This is a genomic window from Tenacibaculum sp. SZ-18, assembly GCF_002813915.1.
Lineage (GTDB): Bacteria > Bacteroidota > Bacteroidia > Flavobacteriales > Flavobacteriaceae > Polaribacter.
The window spans coordinates 194,997-216,085 of sequence record NZ_CP019335.1; the positions used below are offsets into that span (position 1 = coordinate 194,997).

The 21,089-nt window shown below is 31.7% G+C and carries 35 protein-coding genes; 32 read left to right on the top strand and 3 right to left on the bottom strand.

Features of this window, described 5'->3' with window-relative positions; all coding sequences use genetic code 11:
• Positions 1-66: 66 nt before the first annotated feature.
• From BTO06_RS00915 to BTO06_RS00955, 10 genes are all read left to right on the top strand, one after another.
• Entirely contained in the window at positions 67-708 is a 642-nt protein-coding gene (locus BTO06_RS00915; RefSeq protein WP_100923518.1) for a response regulator transcription factor, read from the top strand.
• Positions 709-768: 60 nt separating this feature from the next.
• Positions 769-954: a hypothetical protein gene (locus BTO06_RS00920; RefSeq protein ID WP_100923519.1), complete on the top strand. Its 186-nt coding sequence runs from the start codon at positions 769-771 to the stop codon at positions 952-954.
• A gap of 49 nt (positions 955-1,003) precedes the next feature.
• Complete coding sequence (locus BTO06_RS00925) at positions 1,004-1,618, top strand: hypothetical protein (protein ID WP_100923520.1); 615 nt, start codon at positions 1,004-1,006, stop codon at positions 1,616-1,618.
• A 78-nt stretch (positions 1,619-1,696) separates the two neighbouring features.
• Complete coding sequence (locus tag BTO06_RS18315) at positions 1,697-1,858, top strand: hypothetical protein (RefSeq protein WP_157811681.1); 162 nt, start codon at positions 1,697-1,699, stop codon at positions 1,856-1,858.
• Positions 1,859-2,045: 187 nt separating this feature from the next.
• Positions 2,046-2,666 carry a hypothetical protein gene (locus BTO06_RS00930; protein ID WP_100923521.1) on the top strand — a complete coding sequence of 207 codons (621 nt, stop codon included), beginning with the start codon at positions 2,046-2,048 and terminating at the stop codon, positions 2,664-2,666.
• 150 nt (positions 2,667-2,816) lie between these two features.
• Positions 2,817-3,695 carry a WD40/YVTN/BNR-like repeat-containing protein gene (locus BTO06_RS00935; protein WP_100923522.1) on the top strand — a complete coding sequence of 293 codons (879 nt, stop codon included), beginning with the start codon at positions 2,817-2,819 and terminating at the stop codon, positions 3,693-3,695.
• An 87-nt stretch (positions 3,696-3,782) separates the two neighbouring features.
• The gene (locus BTO06_RS00940; RefSeq protein WP_100923523.1) at positions 3,783-4,526 is read left to right on the top strand and encodes a hypothetical protein; all 744 of its coding nucleotides are present in this window, start codon (positions 3,783-3,785) and stop codon (positions 4,524-4,526) included.
• 154 nt (positions 4,527-4,680) lie between these two features.
• Complete coding sequence (locus tag BTO06_RS00945) at positions 4,681-5,388, top strand: hypothetical protein (protein ID WP_198517075.1); 708 nt, start codon at positions 4,681-4,683, stop codon at positions 5,386-5,388.
• Positions 5,389-5,557: 169 nt separating this feature from the next.
• Entirely contained in the window at positions 5,558-6,190 is a 633-nt protein-coding gene (locus BTO06_RS00950; RefSeq protein WP_100923524.1) for a hypothetical protein, read from the top strand.
• Positions 6,191-6,262: 72 nt separating this feature from the next.
• Positions 6,263-6,793 carry a hypothetical protein gene (locus BTO06_RS00955; RefSeq protein WP_100923525.1) on the top strand — a complete coding sequence of 177 codons (531 nt, stop codon included), beginning with the start codon at positions 6,263-6,265 and terminating at the stop codon, positions 6,791-6,793.
• Between the two features lie 248 nt (positions 6,794-7,041).
• Here BTO06_RS00955 and BTO06_RS00960 read toward each other — a convergent pair whose 3' ends face one another.
• From BTO06_RS00960 to BTO06_RS00970, 3 genes are all read right to left on the bottom strand, one after another.
• The gene (locus BTO06_RS00960) at positions 7,042-7,773 is read right to left on the bottom strand and encodes a hypothetical protein (protein WP_157811682.1); all 732 of its coding nucleotides are present in this window, start codon (positions 7,771-7,773) and stop codon (positions 7,042-7,044) included.
• A gap of 16 nt (positions 7,774-7,789) precedes the next feature.
• A complete protein-coding gene (locus BTO06_RS00965) occupies positions 7,790-8,455 on the bottom strand; it encodes a hypothetical protein (protein ID WP_157811683.1) in 666 nt (221 codons plus the stop codon).
• Positions 8,456-8,529: 74 nt separating this feature from the next.
• The gene (locus BTO06_RS00970) at positions 8,530-9,009 is read right to left on the bottom strand and encodes a hypothetical protein (protein ID WP_100923528.1); all 480 of its coding nucleotides are present in this window, start codon (positions 9,007-9,009) and stop codon (positions 8,530-8,532) included.
• A 171-nt stretch (positions 9,010-9,180) separates the two neighbouring features.
• Here BTO06_RS00970 and BTO06_RS00975 point away from each other — a divergent pair, with 171 nt between their 5' ends.
• From BTO06_RS00975 to BTO06_RS01070, 22 genes are all read left to right on the top strand, one after another.
• A complete protein-coding gene (locus BTO06_RS00975; RefSeq protein WP_100923529.1) occupies positions 9,181-9,423 on the top strand; it encodes a hypothetical protein in 243 nt (80 codons plus the stop codon).
• The gene (locus BTO06_RS00980; RefSeq protein ID WP_100923530.1) at positions 9,407-9,736 is read left to right on the top strand and encodes a response regulator transcription factor; all 330 of its coding nucleotides are present in this window, start codon (positions 9,407-9,409) and stop codon (positions 9,734-9,736) included. Before BTO06_RS00975 ends, BTO06_RS00980 begins: the two co-directional genes overlap by 17 nt.
• Positions 9,737-9,910, top strand: a complete 174-nt coding sequence (locus BTO06_RS18320; protein WP_157811684.1) for a hypothetical protein — start codon at positions 9,737-9,739, stop codon at positions 9,908-9,910.
• On the top strand, positions 9,907-10,107 hold the full coding sequence (locus BTO06_RS00985) for a hypothetical protein (protein ID WP_100923531.1): 201 nt from the start codon (positions 9,907-9,909) through the stop codon (positions 10,105-10,107). Before BTO06_RS18320 ends, BTO06_RS00985 begins: the two co-directional genes overlap by 4 nt.
• The gene (locus BTO06_RS18325) at positions 10,097-10,243 is read left to right on the top strand and encodes a hypothetical protein (protein WP_157811685.1); all 147 of its coding nucleotides are present in this window, start codon (positions 10,097-10,099) and stop codon (positions 10,241-10,243) included. Before BTO06_RS00985 ends, BTO06_RS18325 begins: the two co-directional genes overlap by 11 nt.
• Positions 10,244-10,245: 2 nt before the next feature.
• On the top strand, positions 10,246-10,515 hold the full coding sequence (locus BTO06_RS00990; protein ID WP_100923532.1) for a hypothetical protein: 270 nt from the start codon (positions 10,246-10,248) through the stop codon (positions 10,513-10,515).
• A gap of 3 nt (positions 10,516-10,518) precedes the next feature.
• On the top strand, positions 10,519-11,265 hold the full coding sequence (locus BTO06_RS00995) for a hypothetical protein (protein WP_100923533.1): 747 nt from the start codon (positions 10,519-10,521) through the stop codon (positions 11,263-11,265).
• On the top strand, positions 11,265-12,650 hold the full coding sequence (locus BTO06_RS01000) for a replicative DNA helicase (protein ID WP_100923534.1): 1,386 nt from the start codon (positions 11,265-11,267) through the stop codon (positions 12,648-12,650). The genes BTO06_RS00995 and BTO06_RS01000 overlap by 1 nt, the downstream gene beginning before the upstream one ends.
• Complete coding sequence (locus BTO06_RS01005) at positions 12,640-12,957, top strand: HNH endonuclease signature motif containing protein (protein WP_198517118.1); 318 nt, start codon at positions 12,640-12,642, stop codon at positions 12,955-12,957. Before BTO06_RS01000 ends, BTO06_RS01005 begins: the two co-directional genes overlap by 11 nt.
• A 108-nt stretch (positions 12,958-13,065) precedes the next feature.
• A complete protein-coding gene (locus tag BTO06_RS01010) occupies positions 13,066-13,554 on the top strand; it encodes a P27 family phage terminase small subunit (RefSeq protein ID WP_100923536.1) in 489 nt (162 codons plus the stop codon).
• A 9-nt stretch (positions 13,555-13,563) separates the two neighbouring features.
• The gene (locus tag BTO06_RS01015; RefSeq protein ID WP_100923537.1) at positions 13,564-15,303 is read left to right on the top strand and encodes a terminase large subunit; all 1,740 of its coding nucleotides are present in this window, start codon (positions 13,564-13,566) and stop codon (positions 15,301-15,303) included.
• Positions 15,304-15,485: 182 nt separating this feature from the next.
• Complete coding sequence (locus BTO06_RS01020; protein WP_157811686.1) at positions 15,486-15,791, top strand: hypothetical protein; 306 nt, start codon at positions 15,486-15,488, stop codon at positions 15,789-15,791.
• Position 15,792: 1 nt separating this feature from the next.
• A complete protein-coding gene (locus BTO06_RS01025; RefSeq protein ID WP_100923539.1) occupies positions 15,793-16,107 on the top strand; it encodes a hypothetical protein in 315 nt (104 codons plus the stop codon).
• A 216-nt stretch (positions 16,108-16,323) separates the two neighbouring features.
• Positions 16,324-16,521, top strand: a complete 198-nt coding sequence (locus tag BTO06_RS01035) for a hypothetical protein (RefSeq protein ID WP_100923541.1) — start codon at positions 16,324-16,326, stop codon at positions 16,519-16,521.
• Between the two features lie 9 nt (positions 16,522-16,530).
• Positions 16,531-16,956, top strand: a complete 426-nt coding sequence (locus tag BTO06_RS01040; RefSeq protein WP_100923542.1) for a TIGR02594 family protein — start codon at positions 16,531-16,533, stop codon at positions 16,954-16,956.
• Positions 16,957-16,961: 5 nt separating this feature from the next.
• A complete protein-coding gene (locus BTO06_RS01045; RefSeq protein WP_100923543.1) occupies positions 16,962-17,207 on the top strand; it encodes a hypothetical protein in 246 nt (81 codons plus the stop codon).
• Between the two features lie 2 nt (positions 17,208-17,209).
• Positions 17,210-17,380, top strand: coding sequence for a hypothetical protein (locus BTO06_RS18330; protein WP_157811687.1), 171 nt, complete (start codon positions 17,210-17,212; stop codon positions 17,378-17,380).
• On the top strand, positions 17,367-17,558 hold the full coding sequence (locus BTO06_RS01050; protein ID WP_100923544.1) for a hypothetical protein: 192 nt from the start codon (positions 17,367-17,369) through the stop codon (positions 17,556-17,558). Before BTO06_RS18330 ends, BTO06_RS01050 begins: the two co-directional genes overlap by 14 nt.
• Before the next feature lie 97 nt (positions 17,559-17,655).
• Positions 17,656-18,849 (top strand): phage portal protein, encoded by a 1,194-nt coding sequence (locus tag BTO06_RS01055; protein ID WP_157811688.1) that lies wholly within the window; start codon positions 17,656-17,658, stop codon positions 18,847-18,849.
• Positions 18,842-19,462, top strand: a complete 621-nt coding sequence (locus BTO06_RS01060) for an HK97 family phage prohead protease (protein WP_100923546.1) — start codon at positions 18,842-18,844, stop codon at positions 19,460-19,462. The genes BTO06_RS01055 and BTO06_RS01060 overlap by 8 nt, the downstream gene beginning before the upstream one ends.
• A 9-nt stretch (positions 19,463-19,471) precedes the next feature.
• Positions 19,472-20,779, top strand: a complete 1,308-nt coding sequence (locus BTO06_RS01065) for a phage major capsid protein (RefSeq protein WP_100923547.1) — start codon at positions 19,472-19,474, stop codon at positions 20,777-20,779.
• Positions 20,780-20,812: 33 nt separating this feature from the next.
• Entirely contained in the window at positions 20,813-21,013 is a 201-nt protein-coding gene (locus tag BTO06_RS01070) for a hypothetical protein (RefSeq protein WP_100923548.1), read from the top strand.
• Positions 21,014-21,089: the final 76 nt, after the last annotated feature.

Here is a 21,089-nt window from a genome sequence, read left to right on the forward strand (position 1 = left end):
GTTTCCGTGATTTAAATTTAAGAATACTATTCTGCCACTATTAGCAGTTAGAAAAAAAGAAAAGAAATGAAAGTGTTTGTAACAGATGACCATGATATTGTGATTGAGGGCTATCAAGCCATGTTTAAAAAATATGGTATTACCATGGTTGGTTCTTCTAAAACTGGTAGTGGTTTTTTAGAGTGGATTAATAATAAAGATAACTATTGCGATGTTGTAATACTCGATTTAGGGTTGCCTGATATTAGTGGGATAGAAATTCTTAAAACTTTGTATGAATTAGAGGGGATACCTAATATTTTAGTTGTCTCAGGAACTTACGATGTTGATCAGATTCAAAAGGCCATGGTGCTCGGTGTTTTAGGTTTTATTACTAAATATGAAGCTGCTGAAGATGTAATTGAAGCTTTGCAAAAAGTTAGTGGAGGGAAGAAGTATTATTCTGAGGTGGTAATGGATGAGATTTTGAGGATGCAATTGGATTCACGAAAGATTGTTACGCTTGATGAAATTCTTTCGGAAAGGGAAGCGGAAGCTTTACAATTAATGATTGAGGAAAAAAGCACGAAGGAAATATGTAATGAGATGGGGCTGGATTCCCCAAGTACATTTTATAATTTGACAGCAAGGATGCGTGAGAAATTAGGTGTTAAAACTAATTATAAGTTAGTGATGTTAAGTGTAAAGCACAGATTTAAAATGAAATAAAGCTATATGAGGTAATGATTTTTATTTTATTTTTAGTGGTTAATTTAAATCACAAATAAAATGAAATCATTATTAAAATTAATTGCAGTTGTTGCAGTCTTAGGCTTTGTTTCTTGTACAGATAATACTGAAAAAGGTATAACCAATGATGAAATACTTCAACAAGATGAATTCGGAACCGATAAGAAAGATATTACCAACCCAAACAATGGAGGGCAAAACGACCACGATTTCGACGAAGAGTAGTCGTTTTCGTTTATTTTTAAATTTATTTTTTGCGACCGTAATAGCCTCAATGTTTTATTCGTATGAGTTTATTCCTAATTTCTCTAAAGTTTATTCTGATGGAGAGTCTAGGTTTTATGATGTCAAAAATAAAAATAAGAAGGCTTTGAATAAATTAAAGGCCTCAGCTAAAGGAACGAAGGAATATCAAGAATATCTCGAAGTTAATAAGGTTTACAGGGAGGTATCGGCAGAGTTTAAACAAATTAAAAAAGAAGAACGCTTTTTTGGATTCGATTCTTTTCAGCTTTTTTCAACTGAGTTTTTTACAACTGTTGCGATATTTTTTTATGTGTTTTTCAATTTGGTTCGTTCATATAGGGTCGAAAGAAATAATATTGGAATTAGAATTATTCACTATGTTTTATTGTTTTATTGTTTCTTTCAATTCTTCTGGATTTTTAAAACGTTGGCGGATTTTTCAAAACTAATGTATTATCTCTTCACATTAGGTTCAACATATTTTGTTGCTCTAGCTGTATGGATATATGAAAAGCAAAGAGTAAAGATTATATCTAAGCTTAAAGAGGATAGAGTGAAGTTGTCATTTTATGGTATGAAGTATGCGAAAGAAGATAAAAAAGAGTCTATGATTGATGTTGTGAAAAAAGTCGCGAAAAGCTAGTATATCCCCCTAATTTGTTACTCTTTTTATTCTTGAGATTTTCTCAGGTTAGAAATCTATTGTAGTAAGTTAATCCCTATGAAAAGTAAATTATTAAATGATGTTTTAAAATACAGAGCAAACTCTGATGTTTTTGATTTGAATGAAAAAAGATGCCTCAGAAAAGAATTAATAAGTGAAATTAAAGGATTGATTCAAGAATCAACGGATGAAGAAATCGTTTATTTGCTTGTAGATTGATTGAATTATAGCTTTAAGAAAATATATTTGGATTCTAATTTAATTTCAATATTTTTGAATTATAACCCCGATAAATAGAAACACTAAAAAAACATAAAAGTTCCTGTTATCCGGAATGTTTTATCGATAAATAGGAATATTTATACAGATATAACGAGTTGTGCAACATTTACCAAAAACATCACGAATGAAATTAAAATTACTGATTTTTAGCATATTATTGAGTAATTCGATTTATTCTCAATCTGCTAAAGACTCTCTCTTGCAAAAGGATATTAATGCTTTAGTTGAGGAAATGGAATTTATGTATGGATATGACCAAACTATGCGCGAATACACAATTTTTAAAACTTTTGACAAATCAGAAACAGATAGAATTGAAAATCTTCCTGATAGTTTAAGAATTGAAGAAATGAAAAAACGGAAATTTGTATCGGACAGTATAAGCAATAAAATTTATAAAAAATACATTAATCCAATGGATGCTGAACATACCGAGAGAATGATAGAAATAACAAAAAAATACGGTTTTCCAAGCACTAAACGAATTAGGAAATACTATAAAAAAGAATTTGTCGACCCAGAATTTAACCCACTAATAATTTTTATCCATTCGCCGAGAAAGTATTGGAATGAACTAAAGGAGTTAATGTTAAAAGAATATCAGAATGGAATAATCAATCAATGTCAATATGGATATGCTCTTTGGCAATTTACTGGGCGAAAAAGCTTTCAACCAATGCTTGATAATGGATTTGAAATGGTTGAAGAAAATGGAATAACAACACTAAAATCAACCTGTGAATAAAAAACGTTGCACAACAAGGTATAACCGCAATTACGGCGGATTCGACTATTTCCGAATCCACTCGCACTTGCTAAGGCTTGTGCTCAACCGAAAAACAGTAACTTTAAACCCGTAACTGACGTTTATACGAGACCGTTGGGCTTAATTGAAATGAACAAAAGCATTCTAAACATACTAATAGCTACTCTCTTACTTTTGTCATGTGAAAACGGACAAAAAAGAAATAACAAGAACGAGAGTAAAAAGCTGGTTGAAATTGCTGAAAACCAAATTGCCATACACGATTTAGTTCCAATTTCAGGTGACACTTTAATAGCCGCAATTTGGAATGGTGGTATTCTTAGGACAATTGATGGAGGTGAAAATTGGATTGAAATAAAAACCCCATTGATTAAACACTTATCAGTTGATAATCAAAACAGAGTTTGGGGTATAGATAGTTGGATTGGTATTCACGAAAGTAGCTATTCAAGAATCTTTTATTCAGATGATTATGGAGATACTTGGGAAAAGTTTGAATTTAATTTAGATGAGTTTTTCCCTCTGGAATTTCCTAATGATTATAGCTCTGTAGTTCAATTAATTACTTGGGACGGGCTGATCCTTGAGCACAAAGGAGGTGTACCGAATGATCTAGAAAACTGGAAGAGAATAGACAAGCTCGAAGATAATGAAACTGAGTTTAAAGCCTCTAACCCTAAGGTTAATGGTAATTATAGAATATCTCAAAATGGACTTCTAGAAAAGAAAGACCAAGAAAATGAATGGAATAAAGTCACCACTATTCCTAATATTTCCATTCCCTTTGATATTTTAAAGGATTCAAATAAGGTTTATGTTGCAGCAGGAGGTTACGGAGGATATAAATCATTATTTGTGGAAATCATTAATGATAGCATACAAATTGAACGTGAAATGAAAAGCGTTCAATGCTTAGGAGTTCGAAAGGATAAAAAAGGTAGAATCTGGACATTTGGAGATGGCGGAATTTTTCAAATAGACGGAGACAAACTAAGAAAAATGAAATAACTAAGCCCAACAACAGCTAAACTGCATTAAAACGCAGCTTAGCCAGAACGTTATGTGCAATAACCCAAAAGAGAATACTAGATCAAAATGAAGAAGAAAAAAAAGAATTTTATTATTGTTTTTATCATATTAAATATAATTCTGATTTCTTGGATAATAATCCATAATGATTATTGTTTTGAAAAAATAATTAAATACGCTAAAGAATTAGCTGTATTCGAATTTTCAGCAATTTCATTAATCATTGCAGTTAGCCTGTTTGACCAATTTGGATTAAATAAAAAATTAACAGAAAAAAGAGTAGAGTTAATAATCGAATTATTAACGGAATTAAAAAAACAAGAAGGATTTGGTAGTCACTTTAAAATAAATGGAGAATTTATGTCAAATCCATCATTCTATTTTGAAAAAAATATGGTTGAGAACCATAAAAAAAGATTTTCGAAAGATGATTTTTTCAAAAAGATACTGAATACACAAATAGTTATAAACTCGACTGATTTTGACAATGGTTTTCAGAATGTTAGAAAAGTGATTAATAATCCTATAATGCCAAAATCAATAGTTGAGAAAGCTCAGTTTCTTGGAATTAGTGGTGGAATGGGCGGCTCCAAACTTAACGAATCTAACGAACTATTATACTTATATTTTACTTCTGAAGGGAAAAAAGAATTAGTAAAAAAAGAAACAAAATATTGGCTATTTAAAGAAAATAATAATTGTACGTTAATAGAGTTTTTAAAAAAATTTGATAATTTATTTGCAGCTTGTGAGGATTGGACTAATAAACATTCAAACATTGATGAAGAACTTAATTTAAAAAATTTTTAAAGCGAAAATAAAATAAAGCACATAACAATGGCTATAAGTAATTGCTGGTTCTCGTTTACTTCTGAAAATCCACGCCGATTTTCAGTTTGGTATGTACTCGCAAAGTTAAGTACTAAACCACGCAACTACGCATAGCCGAACCGTTGTACACCATTTGAAAAAAGCAATATACATAGCATTTATATTAGGATTTTTGGTCTCTTGTAATAAGAAAACTAAACCTGAAAAAACGGAAAATAAACTGACTGAAATTCCTACTTGGAAAGCTGACTTGGATACAATTTTGGAAAAGAACAATCCGAAAAGCCTAGACCTTTCCGAACATCAGTTGTTTATCGACACAACTCGAAATTCAGAAACGTTTAAAAGACTGATTAACTGGAAACCAAACCGAATGGATAATGACGCAATTTCATATCAAGAAAAAGAAATTGCAAAAAAACATAAACCAATAAAAATTGACCTAAAAGAATTCCCAAGACATTGGATAAGTTTAAAAAAACTCAACAATGAATTTGTGGTTTATGAACCTTGCGATGGAAACACAACCGCTTTTGAAATAAATGAAAGTTCAGTTCTATTCTTCTACCAATTGGAGCCTGATGTTGACTTGATGTTTGATTTAAGGAAAATGACGGAAAATGAAATATCATTAGAATTAAGAACTGTTCCACAAAAAGCGAAAACTGAAAAAACTGAACTGACCATAAAACCGACTGAATTTGAAAATGTCTATTTGCTAACTTATAGTTTTGGCAAATGGTATGTGACACCAACGGAAAAAGTTTCAGAGTTTGACATTGTAGTTAATCATTGTCCGAAAATGAAACGGATGGAATTTACCAGATTTGATAAAAATTAAATAAATGAAAAACGGTGTACAACAAGGTGTATGATTAATTGCGGCCGAATTTCCTCAACGGAAATTCAATCTTATTAATTATCTTTCCGAAACAACGGAAAATGACTCGCGTCCTTTTCCCGCAAAAAATCATACACAAATACGTTGTGTACATTAAATAAGAACACCTATGGAAAATATAAAAATCCTGATAATATTAACCCTTGTTAGCATTATCTTCTTAATAAGAACACACAAAAAGGGTAAGAAATCAGAAAGCTTATCATTTTTATCAACCATGATCGCTACTCTGTTTGGTGTTTTAGTAGCCATAACTTTATCTACTATTGAGGATAAAAAAAAAGAAAGAAATGATACTATCAAATTACTCAATTCAGGGCTGGAAGTATTAAAGGTTACTTATGCATTTACTAATCAATTCGGCAAACAAGATATTGATATAGAACAAGATTCTAGCGAAGATGAAGATGATCAAAAATATCGGAGACTACATAATCCTTTACCGTACCCTGATCTACTGGTAACTATCATTGAGAACGAAACAGTTTCAAAAAACATATCTCAAGAAACTCTTCTTCAAATTTCTGCTGAACTAATTAATGCACAAAACAGAGGCAATTATGATGATATCATTGAATATAAAGAAACACTGAAATCATTATTTTTCTGGATTAAGGTAGAAATAGCACACTTACAAGGAAAAATAAGTGTAGAAGAGATAAAAAGTCAAGATAAATTAAAAATTCAAGATAAATTAAAAATTGATTTTATAGAAATAGGAATAGGAGCAAATGTAGAATGAGAATAAAAAACAAAACCGAAACGGCATTAAAACTACCTTTTATACTAATCGTGTGGCATTAAAAAACAAAAAATGAATAAAATAATAGAGATCCTGAGTAATAATTCTTTTCTAATAGAACTAGTTGGTTTTTCTATGGCTATTTTAGATGTGTACTTCCCAAAAGTGACTGATTATCTAGAACAAAAACTTGACTATTTAAACGATAATTTAAGAATAGAGGAAGTTCCAATTGATTTATTTGGGAAAATCAAATATTACTTCAAGAATATAATTGCGTTACTTTTTGTAATTACTGAGTTATTAATAATTGTCGTATTCGTACATTACGGTGCTGAAGTTGGCTTCTCAGAAACCATTGACAGCATAAAAGAATATTATAATGAGCAAACTATTTGGGGAAAAGTTCAACATATAATATTTTTTGTTATCGGATTAGTTTCTGCAATTATTGGAATTGTAATGATGCATGTTGGACACGTTTTTTTAAATATTCTCTCATTTTTTGACAAAATAGCAGGAGGAAAAGCTGTAGCTGGGCTAGGTCTTTTTATTGCATTTCTAGGTTTAATAATAGAATATTTTCAATTCATACAAAAATGATATAAACAGATATGCTAATTGTTGGCGGAGGACTAACAGGTCTTTTTTTAGCGAATGAATTCAATAGACATAATGCTTACTTTTTTTATAATTTCGCTAAGGAAAAGGTTGAAATCGTTGTCAAGGTCGATGAGTAAGTCTAAAACCTATTCCCTCCTTGAGAATTAGGGAAAAATACAACTAACAAACATTTGATATTATAGAGCAATAGTCTTTTGAATCTGTTTTTTCTCTTCATGTGAGTATGGTTAATTATCTCTATAGTGATTGAAGAAATTCTTAATAAATGCTATTTTATCTTCTATCTTTTTTATGCTAGGAGCTTCGTTTTTTACTGAGTTTCCAGTACTTCTTCTAGTAATAGATCCAAACTTGTTAATATAAGCCTTCAGTATTTCATAAACATGGTCTATAGTTTCTTCACGTTCTCTTTTTTGTTTTATGTATTCTTTATTTTGAGTGCTTAATTTAGATTTTGATTGCTGGTAGCTTTTTATATCTTCCTCTAATACTTTTATTCTTTCTTTTTGTTTTACGGTTTCAGCTTGGAGTAGTGTCTTTTCTTTATTAAGGGAGTCAATTTGTTTGGCAAATGTCGATTTGCTATTTGTGAACTCATCAAGTAATTTGGCATAATCAGTTGCGTCGACTTTAGTTTTTTTATCAATTTTTGTGAATTGTAGGTCTTTCCAAATCTTCAAGAATAGTAAAGTCCAGTAGTTGAATATGCTAAAAAATATTAATCCTCCAATTGTATATAATAGGGGGGTCCAAAATAAGTTACAAGTTGTTAAAAGGCTCTGATTTTGGATATATTCAATTCTTGTGATTCCTTCTCCTAAACGTTCCTCGTTGATGAAAAATAAGGCTACTAAAAATTTCCAGTTACAAATTATCCAAGCTAATATAAAGGTTCCTGTAAATGGTTTTTTTGCTCTATCGTATAAAACGGCTTTTACTGATTTTGTGTACTCTTCCATAGGTTTATTTATTTTTTTAAATAGTCCCAACCTCTAAATAAAGCCAAGAATCTTCTTGTTTGGTATTTTTAATTTCTAATGAATGTCCTGTAAATGAGGCTCGCAATGTTTTTTCAATGTCTACACTTCTAGATTTATGTTCTAGAGCCAGTTTATGTTTGTTTTCATCGGATAGCCAGATACTACTCTCTATATCATTGTAATATTTACTTAAAGATTCTTTAGTTATAGTTTCTATTTGAGGGTTATTTAGTTTAACATCTTGGTTTGTATAAAAACGAAGTTCCCAGTTAGTTTTTGGGTTAAATGGTTTAGTGTATCTATTAATCCATTTATCATATGCTTCCGATTCGTTCTTTTGAGTTTGAATTTGGTCTCTGTAAATGAGGATTTGAAGCTGAATAAAATCGTTTGAGATACCAACTATTTTATTCTCGAAAAAAAGATTTTTATTGTTTACAAGATGATAGCTTAGTGTCTTATCATTAGTGGTTCCTACAAGGCCATCTCCACCAGATGAACCTTCGGCATATAGGTTAACAATGTTTGTGTTTGGTTGATTCCAAAGGTTAACTTTATCACCTATTTCTATTTTAAAATCAGAAGTTTTTCTTTTAAACGTAACGTTTTTATTGTAGGGCAATTTCTTACTAGTCCCAAAAAGGAACGATAATATGCTCATAATTTTTAATGTAAGAGGTTAATTGTACACTAAAATAGAAATTAATTTCAGTTGAAGAAACTTTTTGTTAGAACCTAAAAATTATTTTTTAATTGGTTTTTCACTTCATCTTCAATTCCAAGTTTATCTTTAATAGCATCAGTATCCAGGAGTAAAATACTTAAAGCTTGTGCAACCTGTTCTAATTTATCATCCATTGCAAGTATTTTTTGATTCTGAAAATAAATAGTTTTTAATTTATTCTCGATAGATAGAGAGTCAAAATCTACTTCCTGTGGAATATGAGTTTCAAAGTTTCTCTTTGCAGCATTTCTGTGTTCTTCTGCAATTTCAGGTTTTAATTCTATTTGTGCTTGACTTCCTACAATCTTTTCTTCGATGTATTCTAGTATTATGTTTAGAGTTTTGTTTTTTGGATTTGATTGGGTCTTATTAAGAATATTTCGAGCGGCGCTTTTGGAAACAGATGTTTCTTTCCCTATTTCATAGGCGGTAATATCATGTTTTTCACATAATGAAATAACTAAATCTATTTTTTCTTCAATAGTTAACATACTGATTGTAATTGCATTACATTAAAAAGGTATAAAAAAACATACAAAAACCTTAAAAAACATATAATAATCTAAAAAAACCTATATATTTGTAAAGTTAGGTCACTGCACTATTCAAAGTTACAAAAAAACCTAATAGTAGATTATAAAAGCACAAAATATACTATAAAAATGGGAGAAGAACTAGTTGGTAGTGATGAATTAAGAGAAAGCTTACCATATGGTATTGTTAAGGAAATTACTCAAGTTTTTGGATATAAAAATCAGTCATACGTATCTGATATTATAAAGGGTGAAAAAAAAGGGAATCTGAAAATAATTAAATGTGCGGCTGAAATCGCAGATATATATAAACAGTCAGGTTTTGAAACAGGCAAGAAAAAAATATTAGAATCTTATGCAAACATTAACTAATCAAGAGATGAAAATCGCGCATTGCATTTCTAGTGATTTAAGTGAAAAAGAAATTGCAGATAAACTGTTTATTTCTCCTTCTACTGTTCATAGCCATACTAAAAATATCCGAAAAAAATTTGGTGTTCGAAGTAAAGCTGGAATTGTTCAAAAGTATCTATTGAGTTTAGATGATCCTAAATCATTTGTTCCTGGTGTATTCATGTTGTTTTTACACTTATTCATGATTGTTTCTGTAAATCAGTTTGATGTTAGAGTTCCAAGAACTCAAAGATTAAATCGAAGGTCAAAAAGAGAAATTACTATTTCATAAATGTCTCCGCTTGAAAAACATATCATCAATTCACTACCTGATTTATCAGAAGAAGCTAAACAAATGGCTCGCGATATTCTAGGAGTAGGCAATGTTAAAAAACCAAAAGCGAAGCATGTTGTGGATATTGATGTTATTAAAGCGAAGATGATTAAAAATTTCAATTTGGTATGAATTCACATAAAAAATATATGGAGGGTGATAACTCCAGAGTTGTTGATTGTAGTTTTTGTCAAGAAGAAAGTAAGCATTACTGTGAGAGTATGGATGATCTCGAGAAGTTGGATGTAATGCTTAACCTTTCTTCGAAATCTCACTCTATTGAGTTTAAAAAAGTATTCGTAATAAAAGTGAAAAATAATGAAAAGTAAATCTGAAAAATCGTTATGGGATACTCGTATAAATCCAATAGTTGGTTTTATAGTTGATAGAAGAGATTATTCGTCAAAACAGAAAACAGAGTTCTCGATAAGAGATGGTGTGAGTGTGACACTAAAAAAGTATTAGTTATGACTCAAAAAATTGAAAGATTAAAAGAGTTAGTGGATTCTAGTCCGCTAGTTATTGGAGAGTATAAAACTAAGGTTCTGTTGTATTTATCGGTCGTTTTATTGGGATGTAATTTTGGTTTTTTGGCTAAACATTTCAAAAAGGAGGAGGAAAAGATAAGAAACTCTGTAACTGCTTTTGCGATAAGGTTTAAAAAGAGTAGGAAAATTCAAGGAGTAATGTTTCGCATTACTCGTGATTTTAACAAGCAGCAATCATTCAACTTTTAGTAAATGGAGTATTCTATAATAGTTAACCAGCAGATGTGCGTAAAGTATAGGCTTACTTATTTTCAAGGTGCTTTAATGGAGTTTTTTGGAAAGTTAAGTACCTGGGCAGATGCTTTCACATTCGAAGATGGTGTTTATTATAATATTTCATATGGTAAAATTGTAAGGGAATTGCCAGTTATTTTTTCTTCAGATGATAAAGTGTATCGAATTACAAAATCGTTGGTAAAATTGGGGTATGTTGATCAGAGAAAAAAGGGAAAAGATCAGAAGAATTTTATCCGATTATCGACTAAAGGAAAGAGGATTTTAAGGGTCGGGAAAAATCCCGAAGCTTGTCAAGGTTCGGGAAAAATCCCGACAAGGGTCGTAAAAAATCCCGAACCTCAAAAAAACGCTGTAGACCACGTTACTAGTGATGTTGTCAATCAAGGTTCGGGAAAAATCCCGACGAATCATAATCAATATACCAGTAATCATATATATATAGATTTTTCTGCTTATCAATTTTTGCAAAAATATGCTAAATCAGAACTTGAGATTTGGGAAATGCAAAACAAGAAATCCATCAAAGATTTCGAAAGGTTTTTAGAATACTTTGAAATCAAAGTTGAAGAGGAAGAAATTGAATACTCCGTGTCAAAACTTTTAGGAAGACTTAAAAGATTAAAATTTAATTGGGCTGGTGATTTAAAAGTTGTGAAGGTTATGAATGATCAACCAACTATTAAACGAAAAAGAATTGGGTAATGAATAATATCAAAGCAAACATACCGCCACAAGCAACAGAATTCGAGGAAATGGTTCTAGGAGCTTTGTTAGTAGATACCAAGGCAATAGAGGAAGTTTATTCTTTTCTGAAGGTTGAAATGTTCTATGATCCTAAACATCAAAATATCTACAAAGGAATTTGTTCTCTTTTCGATTCGAATTCTCCAATTGATATGATGACGTTAAGCAAGAAATTAAGGCAACTAGGGCTGTTAGAAAAGGCGGGTGGAGATATTTACTTAATCAAGCTTACACAGAAAGTTGCTTCTTCCGCACACATTGAATATCATGCTAGGTTTATTCATGAAAAGTTTATCAAGAGAAAAGTAATTGAGATTTCTACAAGTGCAATTAAATCTGCTTATGATGAGCAAATTGATACGATTGAATTGATTGAGAGATTAGGTTCTGATTTGAGTTTAATTGATGATTCGATAAACACTAATTCTAGCGCTGTTACTTGGCACGATGCAATAGTTTCTATTCCCGAACATGTGGAAAGATTAACAAATAACAACGGTTCTGTAACTGGTTTGCCTACGGGAATAACTGCTTTAGATAATCACTTTTCTGGATGGCAAAAACAAGATTTTATTGTCATTGGTGGCGATAGTGGAATGGGAAAGACAGCCTTTGTTTTATGTTCAATGTTAGCTGCTGCTAAATCTGAAAAACCTGTAGGAATGTTTTCAATGGAGATGTCTGTAAAGCAATTAGGTTTGAGAGCTGTGGCTGTAGAAACTTCCTTTCATTTAAATCAACTGATGAGAAAAGGATTTGAGAAAGTAGAGTACTTCACAACTCTGAATAAAAAGATTGACGTGATAAAAGATTATCCAATTCACATCGATGATAAGCCCGCGTTAACGGTTCCAGAAATGAAAAGGAAAGCAAGGTCTTTAAAAAGAAAATTCGGAATAGAGTTGTTAGTGATTGACTTCATCCAAATGTTTTCAGGAGATAAGGATATCAGAATGAATGTTGGTGAAGCAGCAAGAGAGTGTAAAAATTTAGCTAAGGAGTTAGATATTCCTGTGATTGCTTTATCTCAAATCAGTAGAGAAGTAAGAAAATCAAAGTATCAACTCCCTAAAAAATATCATTTAAAAGAAGCTTCGGCAATTGAAGAAGCTGCCGATGTAATTGGAATGTTATATCGTCCAAACTATTATGGTTATGTAAGAGAAGGATATCCTGATTTGTATGATGAGCTTGGGCTTATTGGAGAAGAGAACGCTGTTTTAATCGTGGAGAAAAATCGAAATGGTTCATTGGGGAACGTACCGTTGGTTTATCTCGAAGATAAAACGAAGTATGTTGATGGAGAAGTTGTTAAGAATCAAACTTATCAGGATGCCTTTTAAACCACAACCAAAGAGAAAACCTTGGCAGGAGAAGAGAGTTCCTCACGGAAGAAGGTTAAATGATAACTCAAAGTTTTACAACAGTAGAGCTTGGAGGAATTTTCGTAAGCAAGTTTTGATTGAAGAACCGTTATGTCGATTATGTTCTAGTAAGGGATTAGTTAAAGAAGCTAAGGTTGTTGATCATATTGTAAGGATTGTAGACGGTGGGGAAAAGTTGTCTAGATCTAACGTACAACCATTATGTTCTAAATGTCATAATAGTAAGTCAGGTAAAGAAGCGCATGGTTATAAACAAGATAAATAATAGGGTATGGGGGTAAATCTCTAGAGAGTTTTACCGCTGTACATCCCCTACAAGTGAGAATTTTACTCACACTAATTTTTTAGGTAGGGGGGGTAAAAGTGAAAGTGAATGGAAAATGAGAAATTGAAAGTTGTGCATAGTCAATCGAGTTCAGGAAGAAAACAAGAATTGACTGAGAAGGAATCCAAATTATACCAAGTATTGAATGAGTTGCCTAAGCCAGAAACTTCTATGAAGTTAAACGCTGCACAAAAGAAATGGTGGTATTGGTTCGGGTATGAATTTGTGAGTACAAAGCAGTTTTCAAAATTGGATTTAACTCACTTACAGAAAGCAGCTTTTTGGATGGATGCTAGATGTAAAGCTTATGCCGAAGTAAATAGGTTAGGTTACAGAGGATTGGTCCAAACATTTGAGAAAGGCTATACGAATGTAACCGGTCACATTTCAATTATTGAAAAAGCGGATAAACATCTTGATGAAGTTTCTGCTCATTTTGGATTGAGTATTAAAGATCGTCAAAAATTAAAATCTATTGAATCGGGTGATGGCCAGTTAAGTTTATTTGAAAAAGTAAAAGAAGTATTACACGGATAAAAAATAGAAATGCAAGTTCCTAAAGAAATACTCTCATCAATTCCTTTTCAATATGCAGAAGATGTTCGCTCAGGAAAAATAGTTACAGGGCGTAAAATTCAATTAGCAGTTAAACGCTTTTTCGAATTTGTAGGATCCAAGGCAGATGAAAAAGGTTATTGGTTGGATCATAAAAAGGGATTCGCACCAATTAAGTTCTTTGAAAATTTTTTAAAACATACTAAAGGGAAATCAGCTGGTAGTTTATTTAAGTTATCCCCGCATCAACAGTTCTTTTTATATAATGTTTATGGTTGGCAAACTACGAATGAAAAGGGGGAGGCGGTCCGACTTATAAAAAACACCTATGAAAAGGTGGCTAAGAAAAATGGTAAAACAGCAGTTGAAGCTGGTGACGGTTTGTTTTGTATGGCTTTTGATTTTGAGCAGGGTGCAGAAGTTTATATTGGAGCAACTAAAGAAGAACAAGCTAAACTTTGTTTTACTCAAGCATCTGAGTTTATCTCCAGTTCATCATTGTTACAAGAACTAGGTTACAGAGTGTACCAGAAAGAAATAAAGTTCTTACCAACTAACTCTTTTATGAAGCCGTTAGGAGGAGATAGTAAAACTCAGGATGGTATCAATTCACATAGAACAATTATTGATGAGTATCATGCTCACAAAGATGATTCAGTTAAGGAAAATTTAGAGTCTTCTTCCGCATCAAGAAAGCAACCATTAACAAAAACGATTACAACTGCAGGATTCAACATTCATGGAGTTTGTAAAAAGTTTGAAGAGAGTTGTGAAAGAATACTTGAAGGTATTGACGAGGATGATAGTTTTTTCATAATGATTCACGATATGGATGAAAGTGATGATTGGGAGGACCCGAGCAATTGGGTGAAAGCTAATCCAAATTTAGGGATAACTGTTTCCATGGATTTTTTATTAGGAGAGTATAAAAAGGCAAAAAATCAACCAAGTAAGATTCCAAATTTTAAGACAAAACATTTAAACAAATGGGTTGATGCTCCAGAAGTATGGATTGAAACTGAATACTGGGAAAAATGCCAAGAGCCAATTAAAGAAGAGAATTTCGCTTTGCTTGGTAATTGTGGCGGTCTTGACCTTTCTTCTACAACGGATATAACCGCTTATGCAATGGTTAGTTATCCAGATGAAAATGGTTTTAGAGATTTGAAAGTATGGTGTTTTTGTCCGAAAGACACAATTGATAAAAGGAGTAAAGAAGATGGTGTTCCATATAGATACTGGGCTTCTATGAAAAGAGAAAATGCAGTTGATGAAAATGACACTTATTTAATTGCAACTCCTGGTAATATGGTTGATTATTCTTTTGTTAGAGATGTTATTATTAATAATTATTACAAGAACAAAACTCAACATGTTGAGTATGATCGAAAGTTTTCGGGAGTATTAGTTCAAGAATTAATGGATGAAGGTATTGAGTTATCGCCTTTCACGCAAACACTAACTAATTACTCGTCACCAACAAAGGAACTTCAAAGGCTAATTATGTCTGGAAAATTAAGAGTTGGTAAAAATCCGATTCTTAAATGGATGTTGAGTGGTTGTGTGCCTATTTACGATACAAACGAAAATGTCAGAATAGATAAAAGCCGTTCTACGAATCGGATAGATGGAATTATAGCTGCAATAATGGGAATAGCTGGAACTCTTTCAATCGAAGAATCGAATGAGAGTAAATACAATAATCCTGATGTTGAAATCTCATTTGGATAAACAAATTATAGAGAACTATTACAAATTATAAAATATTCAATAAGTGTTTTTTTGATATGGAATTAGTAAAGAAATTTTTGAACTGGCTTGATAATCTATTAAGTAATTATTTATAGTTGGAAATGATTGTTTTTAAAGAACAACCGTATAAATCAATGCAATGTGGTCAAACTTGTCTCTCAATGATTACAGGTAAGAGTATTGAAGAGATATGCGAAGATTTAGGGAAGTTTTGGACTACTCACTTGGATTCTGATTTGCAATCATTTTTAGAAAGAAATGGCTACAAGACTAAACTAGTAGGTAGTGGAAAGATTGAATTTGATGAAATTCCTAACGACAGCTTAGTCCGTGTTTGTTTTCCTAGTGGCAATGGCCATATAATTATTAAACATAATGATAAATACTATGATCCATCTGTTGGAATAGTTCAACAAATGCTCGCTTACGTTAGAGTAACTCATTATTTAACCTTTAAAAAAGAATAGAATGAATATTAAAAATGTAATTGAAAATATCATTTATATGCTAGTCATATTTGTTGGATTAAGTGTCTATACCAGCAAAGTTTTAAAACCAATAATTATTACTTCGATTAACAAGGAAACAACGAAAATTGAAAATAATATTAAAACGGAAATAGAAAATAAGTTCAAGAAAATTAATGAATTAAACACAGATTCTCCAATAAATATAACTCCTAAATCCAATATTCCAGAAAAGAATTCAGGATGTAAAGAAGGTACTGTTTGTATTCCAATTAAGAATTTGACGAGGAGACAAAAACGAAGATTAAACCTGTAGTATGAGCAATATGTTGCAACATAAGAAGTCAAAACGTCACGACCATTTTTGGATTGATAATAATTTTTTGTTTGAATCCTACAAAACAATTAGAGGGTTAAGATTTAGACAGGTAATGCAATTGAAATACCCGAATAGAGATAAGTTATCTGAACTCGATGTTAAAATCATCAATTCACTAATGAGTAAACAAAATATAAACTAATAGTAAATATCATGATAACAGAAAAGGAAGCAAAAAGAAAAATTAAGGTAGTAAAAGAAAGACTTTGTCAAAAGTTGATTGATGGGGAAACGACAATTGAAATTTTAGAATCAGCAAAAAAGGAATTGATTTCTGAAAATGAGTCAGAGAATTTCTATCAAGTAGAAGCTATTCAGCAAGCAATTGAATGGTATAACAAATTGAATTAAACCTCTAGTATGAATAATAACATTTTGCTAAATAATGCTTTGTCTCAAATAGGAGTGAAAGAGTACGTAGGTAAGGAAGATAATCCTGAGGTTTTAAAGTATTTCAATGAAATTGGTTTTGATGGTTCAAAATTAAAAGATGAAACAGCATGGTGTAGTGCTTTTGTTAATTGGGTAGCAAAGGTTTCAGGCTGTGAATATTCGGGTAAATTGAATGCTAGAAGTTGGTTAGAATATGGTGAAAAGGTTGTTAATCCTCAAGTAGGCGATATTGTTGTCTTATGGAGAGGGTCTAAATATACGTGGAAAGGTCATGTAGGTTTTTTTATTAGAGAAAGTAATGATCACATTTATATTCTTGGAGGGAATCAACAAAATGAGGTTAATATTTTACCGTATAAAAAGTCTAGATTATTACAATATAGAAGATTATAATTAAAATGAATCAATACCAAAAAGCGGAACAATTTGAACTAAGATTAAAAGCTTTGGCTTATGATTTAGTTGTAAAACTAGGTACTACAGCGGGATTTATGGAATATTATTTTAAAGTATTGCAGAAGTGTAGAACACAAACTCAAGCATTTGAATTAGTAAATCTTTTACACTATCTCATATTTGGTAAGTATAAGTATTCAGAAATTCAATCATTTAGAAATAGTAGGAAAAATTATTTAAAAAATTAATTATGGCAGTATCATATGAAACTAAATCGGCGGTAGTTATTGATTTGTTTTTAAGTGAAGAAAATAATACGGTGCCTGCAATAGCAGAGAAAACAGGTCTTGAAAGGCAAACGATTCATGGAATCATAAACAAATATTTAGGTAATTTAAAAGTGGAACATGAAGAAATTTGATGACTTGAAAATCATTTCTATAGTATTATTAACATTTGGAGTTGCAATTGGAACTTCATTGTTGTTAGAAATAGAGATTTTCAGAAACCCTGTAAGATATTTTTTAGTTTGTATGTTAATTCTTGTGGAGTTGGTTTTTGGATATGTAATATTTAAAAAATTTCTATCAAAATATTAAAAACAAACAATTTGTTTACTTCTTAAAATTCTAAACCCAGCATCTTTACATTGTTAATATGTAAAGAATGTTGTTACAGTCACTTAAATCTGAGTTTGTGGAAAAAAGAAACACGCCTGTTAAATCGGGCGGTTTTTTTAATTCATTCTTTGGAGGTATTACCAAAAGTGGAAAACCAATAAATGAAACAACAGCTTTGACACTTTCGTCATTTTATAATGGTTTAAATATTCTTTCAAACGATTATGCGAAACTTCCTAAGTCGATTTATCGGAAAAAGGATGGTGATCGAATCAAACTTTCAGGCCATCATTTGAACTACATAGTTTCAAAACGTCCAAATCAATACATGACAGCATTTTCTTTTGATAAAGTAATGCTGTTGTCAGCTATTTTAAAAGGAAATGCGTACGCCATTATTAATCGAAATGAGCTCACACAAAAAGTAGAATCATTACAGTATGTTGATCAAAATCTAACTCCTGTAAAAGTAATTGAGCACAAATCAAAGCTATTTTATCGTATTAAAGAAAAATCATATAGTTCATACGAGATTATTCATGTTCCTGGTTTTACATTAAATGGAATTGTAGGTGTAGGTGTTGTAACATTAGCTGCAATGAGTCTAGGAGTCAACTTAAACTCACAAGAGTACGCTTCAGAATATTATGAGACTAAAGGAGAAGGAATTGGAATTGTAACAACAGCCAAGCCAATGGATCCTGAGGCAAAAACAAGATATGCAGGTGCGTTGCAAAATCGATTAAATACTGCAACACAGCATAAAGTTGCTGTATTAGATGAATCAGGTTCTTTCAATTATATCCGATTAACTCCGCAAGAGGCGCAATTTCTTCAAACAAACAAAGAAGGAGTTATCGAGGTTGCTCGTTGGTTAAATATCCCACCTCATAAATTAAAGTCATTGGAAGGAGCAACTTTTTCTAATATTGAACATCAAGAAATTGCACATGTATCAGATTCAATTCTTCCATGGGCAAAATCGTTTAAAGCTGAATACGATGTTAAGTTATTAACAAAGTCAGAGGTTGAAAAAGGTCTTTACATCAATTTTAACCATAATTCTTTGCTTCAAGCAGACAAAAAAACGCAAGCAGAATATTTTTCAAAATTAATTTTCTCGGGAGTTTATACACGAAATGAAGTTAGATCATTACTTGATATGAATTCGCTTGAAGGATTATCTGAGCCTTTAACTCCTGTTAATGCTCAAACCTTAGAGCAAATTGATACAAAGCTTAAAGAATTAAAAGAAAAAACAAATGAGTAAAAATTCAAATCAAAGAATAGTCACTCGTGATGCATATGTAAGGAATGTGTCAGAAGAGATGATTGCTAACCGTCAGGTTGAGTTTGTAATCTCTTCGGAAGCGGTAGATAGTTATAATACCGTTTTTAGAATTAGTGGTTGGGATTTAAATAGGTATTTAAAAAACCCAATTGTTTGTTACCAACATAGGTCTGGTTCAGATGATCCAGATAATATCATTGGAACTTCAACTGTGAGAGTTGAGGGAGATAAGTTGATTGGGGTGGTAACTTTCGAAGATGCAGAAACAAACCCTAAGGCTGAAAAGGTGTTTCGTAAAGTCGTAAACGGAACACTAAAAATGGCTAGTGTTGGAGCTCGTGTGCATAAAGCAAGGTTAGGAGATAAAGAGAAAGGGGAAGATGAGAATGTCTTGTATTTCGAACGACACGAACTATTTGAGTGGTCAGTTGTGACAGTAGGCTCCAATATCGATGCGCATAAAAGAAATCAAATCACTTTGGAGGAAATGATTGAGGATGTGAAAAAAGAGGTGTCTTCAGAAGCTTCTTCTGAGGAAGGTCAAGAGTTAAAAAGAAGTGTGCGTGAAGCACAATTAATAATTAATAGTTAAAAAAGTAATATGAAAACTTTACAAGATTTAAAAGTTGAACGTGCTTCATTAAAGGAAAAACAACAAGCATTGGTTAATAAGGCACGAAATGAAAAAAGGCAAATGACTGATGATGAAAATACTCAATTTGATGCTCATCAAACTGAAATAGTTCGACTAAATGCTGAAGTTGAACGTGCTCAAATAATTGAGGATAATGAAAAAGCGACGTCATTATCAGATGGAGTGCGTATTGATGGCACAGGATTAGGTAAATCTGAAAGACGTGAAAAGCAGCAAATGTTAGAACGTTTTTCTTTACATAAAGCGTTACGTTCTCAATTGCCTGGAGGTGTTTTGGATGGAGTCGAAGCAGAGTATCACCAAGAAGCTTTAAGGGAAGCTAAAAATTTTGGAGGAACAATTGAGGGAGTTGCTATTCCTAACAGTATGCGTGCTGCAGGACAGACTGTTGGAGAGGATTCTGGTGATTTTGGGGGTAAGTTAGTTTATGAGGAATTTAAAGGTGTCATAGATGCTCTTACTCCGAAACCAATTATTGAGTCTTTAGGGGCTAGATATGTTAGAGGATTAAAGGGGCCTGCGTCTTTTGTTAAAAATAAAGGGGGAATTATTGCGACTTGGGAAGGTGAAATTTCTGAGGTAAATTCTTCTAAGAACCAATATAAAAGGGTTGCTATGGATGCTAAAAGAGTTTCTGCGACTGTTCCAATTTCTGTTCAAAACTTGCATCAGTCAGTAATAGATTTAGAGATGTTTACAGCTGAAGAGATAGGAAGAGCAGTTGAAAGAGCAATAGATTTGGCAGCTATTAATGGTCCAGGAACTGGAAATGTCCCTTTAGGTATTTTAAATTCTCCTGATGTGAATATTCTTTCAGCAGGGGTTAATGGTTCTTCGCCTTCTTGGAGTCACTTAGTTGATATGGAGACTAAGGTGGGTGATGCAAATTATTATGATAATGATTTAAAGTACCTGTTTAACACTAAAACGAAAGGTTCTTTAAAACAGTCTTTACATACTACAGGTGATGCTAAATATTTAATAACAAATAATGAGTGTAATGGTTATGGGTATGGTGTTAGTAATTTTTTACCATCTGATCTAACCAAAGGTACTGGAACAAATTTATCTGCTGCTATTTTAGGAAGTTTTAAGGAGTTGTTAATTGGAGAATGGGGGTTCTCTGATATGGTCGTGGATAATATTACAGGAAAAAAGGCAGGAATCATTGAGATTACTGTAAATCAATATTTAGATATTTTATTAAGGAGTCCTGAAGCTTTTTCAGTTGTTAAAGATTGGGTTATTTCATAGGTATTCTTGTTGGTTTAAAAAAAAGAAAATTGAATGGGAATTTTTAATAAAAAAGATGAATTAAATAGTAAATCCAATATGGGTCTTGTTGGGAAAGTAAAGTTTTTAGAGGTTAGGTTTTTATTGTCTCCTACAGGTCTGTTTAAACTAGGGTATCATGTAGGTGATGAGGCGAATATTCCAGAGCCTTTAGCTATGGAGTTAATTGAGACAAAATACGCTGAGAAAGTATAGATATCTTCGTTTTAGATATTTGGTTTAGTTGTTTCTTGAATACTAAAAAGCCTGCTTAGAGGCAGGCTTTTTTTTA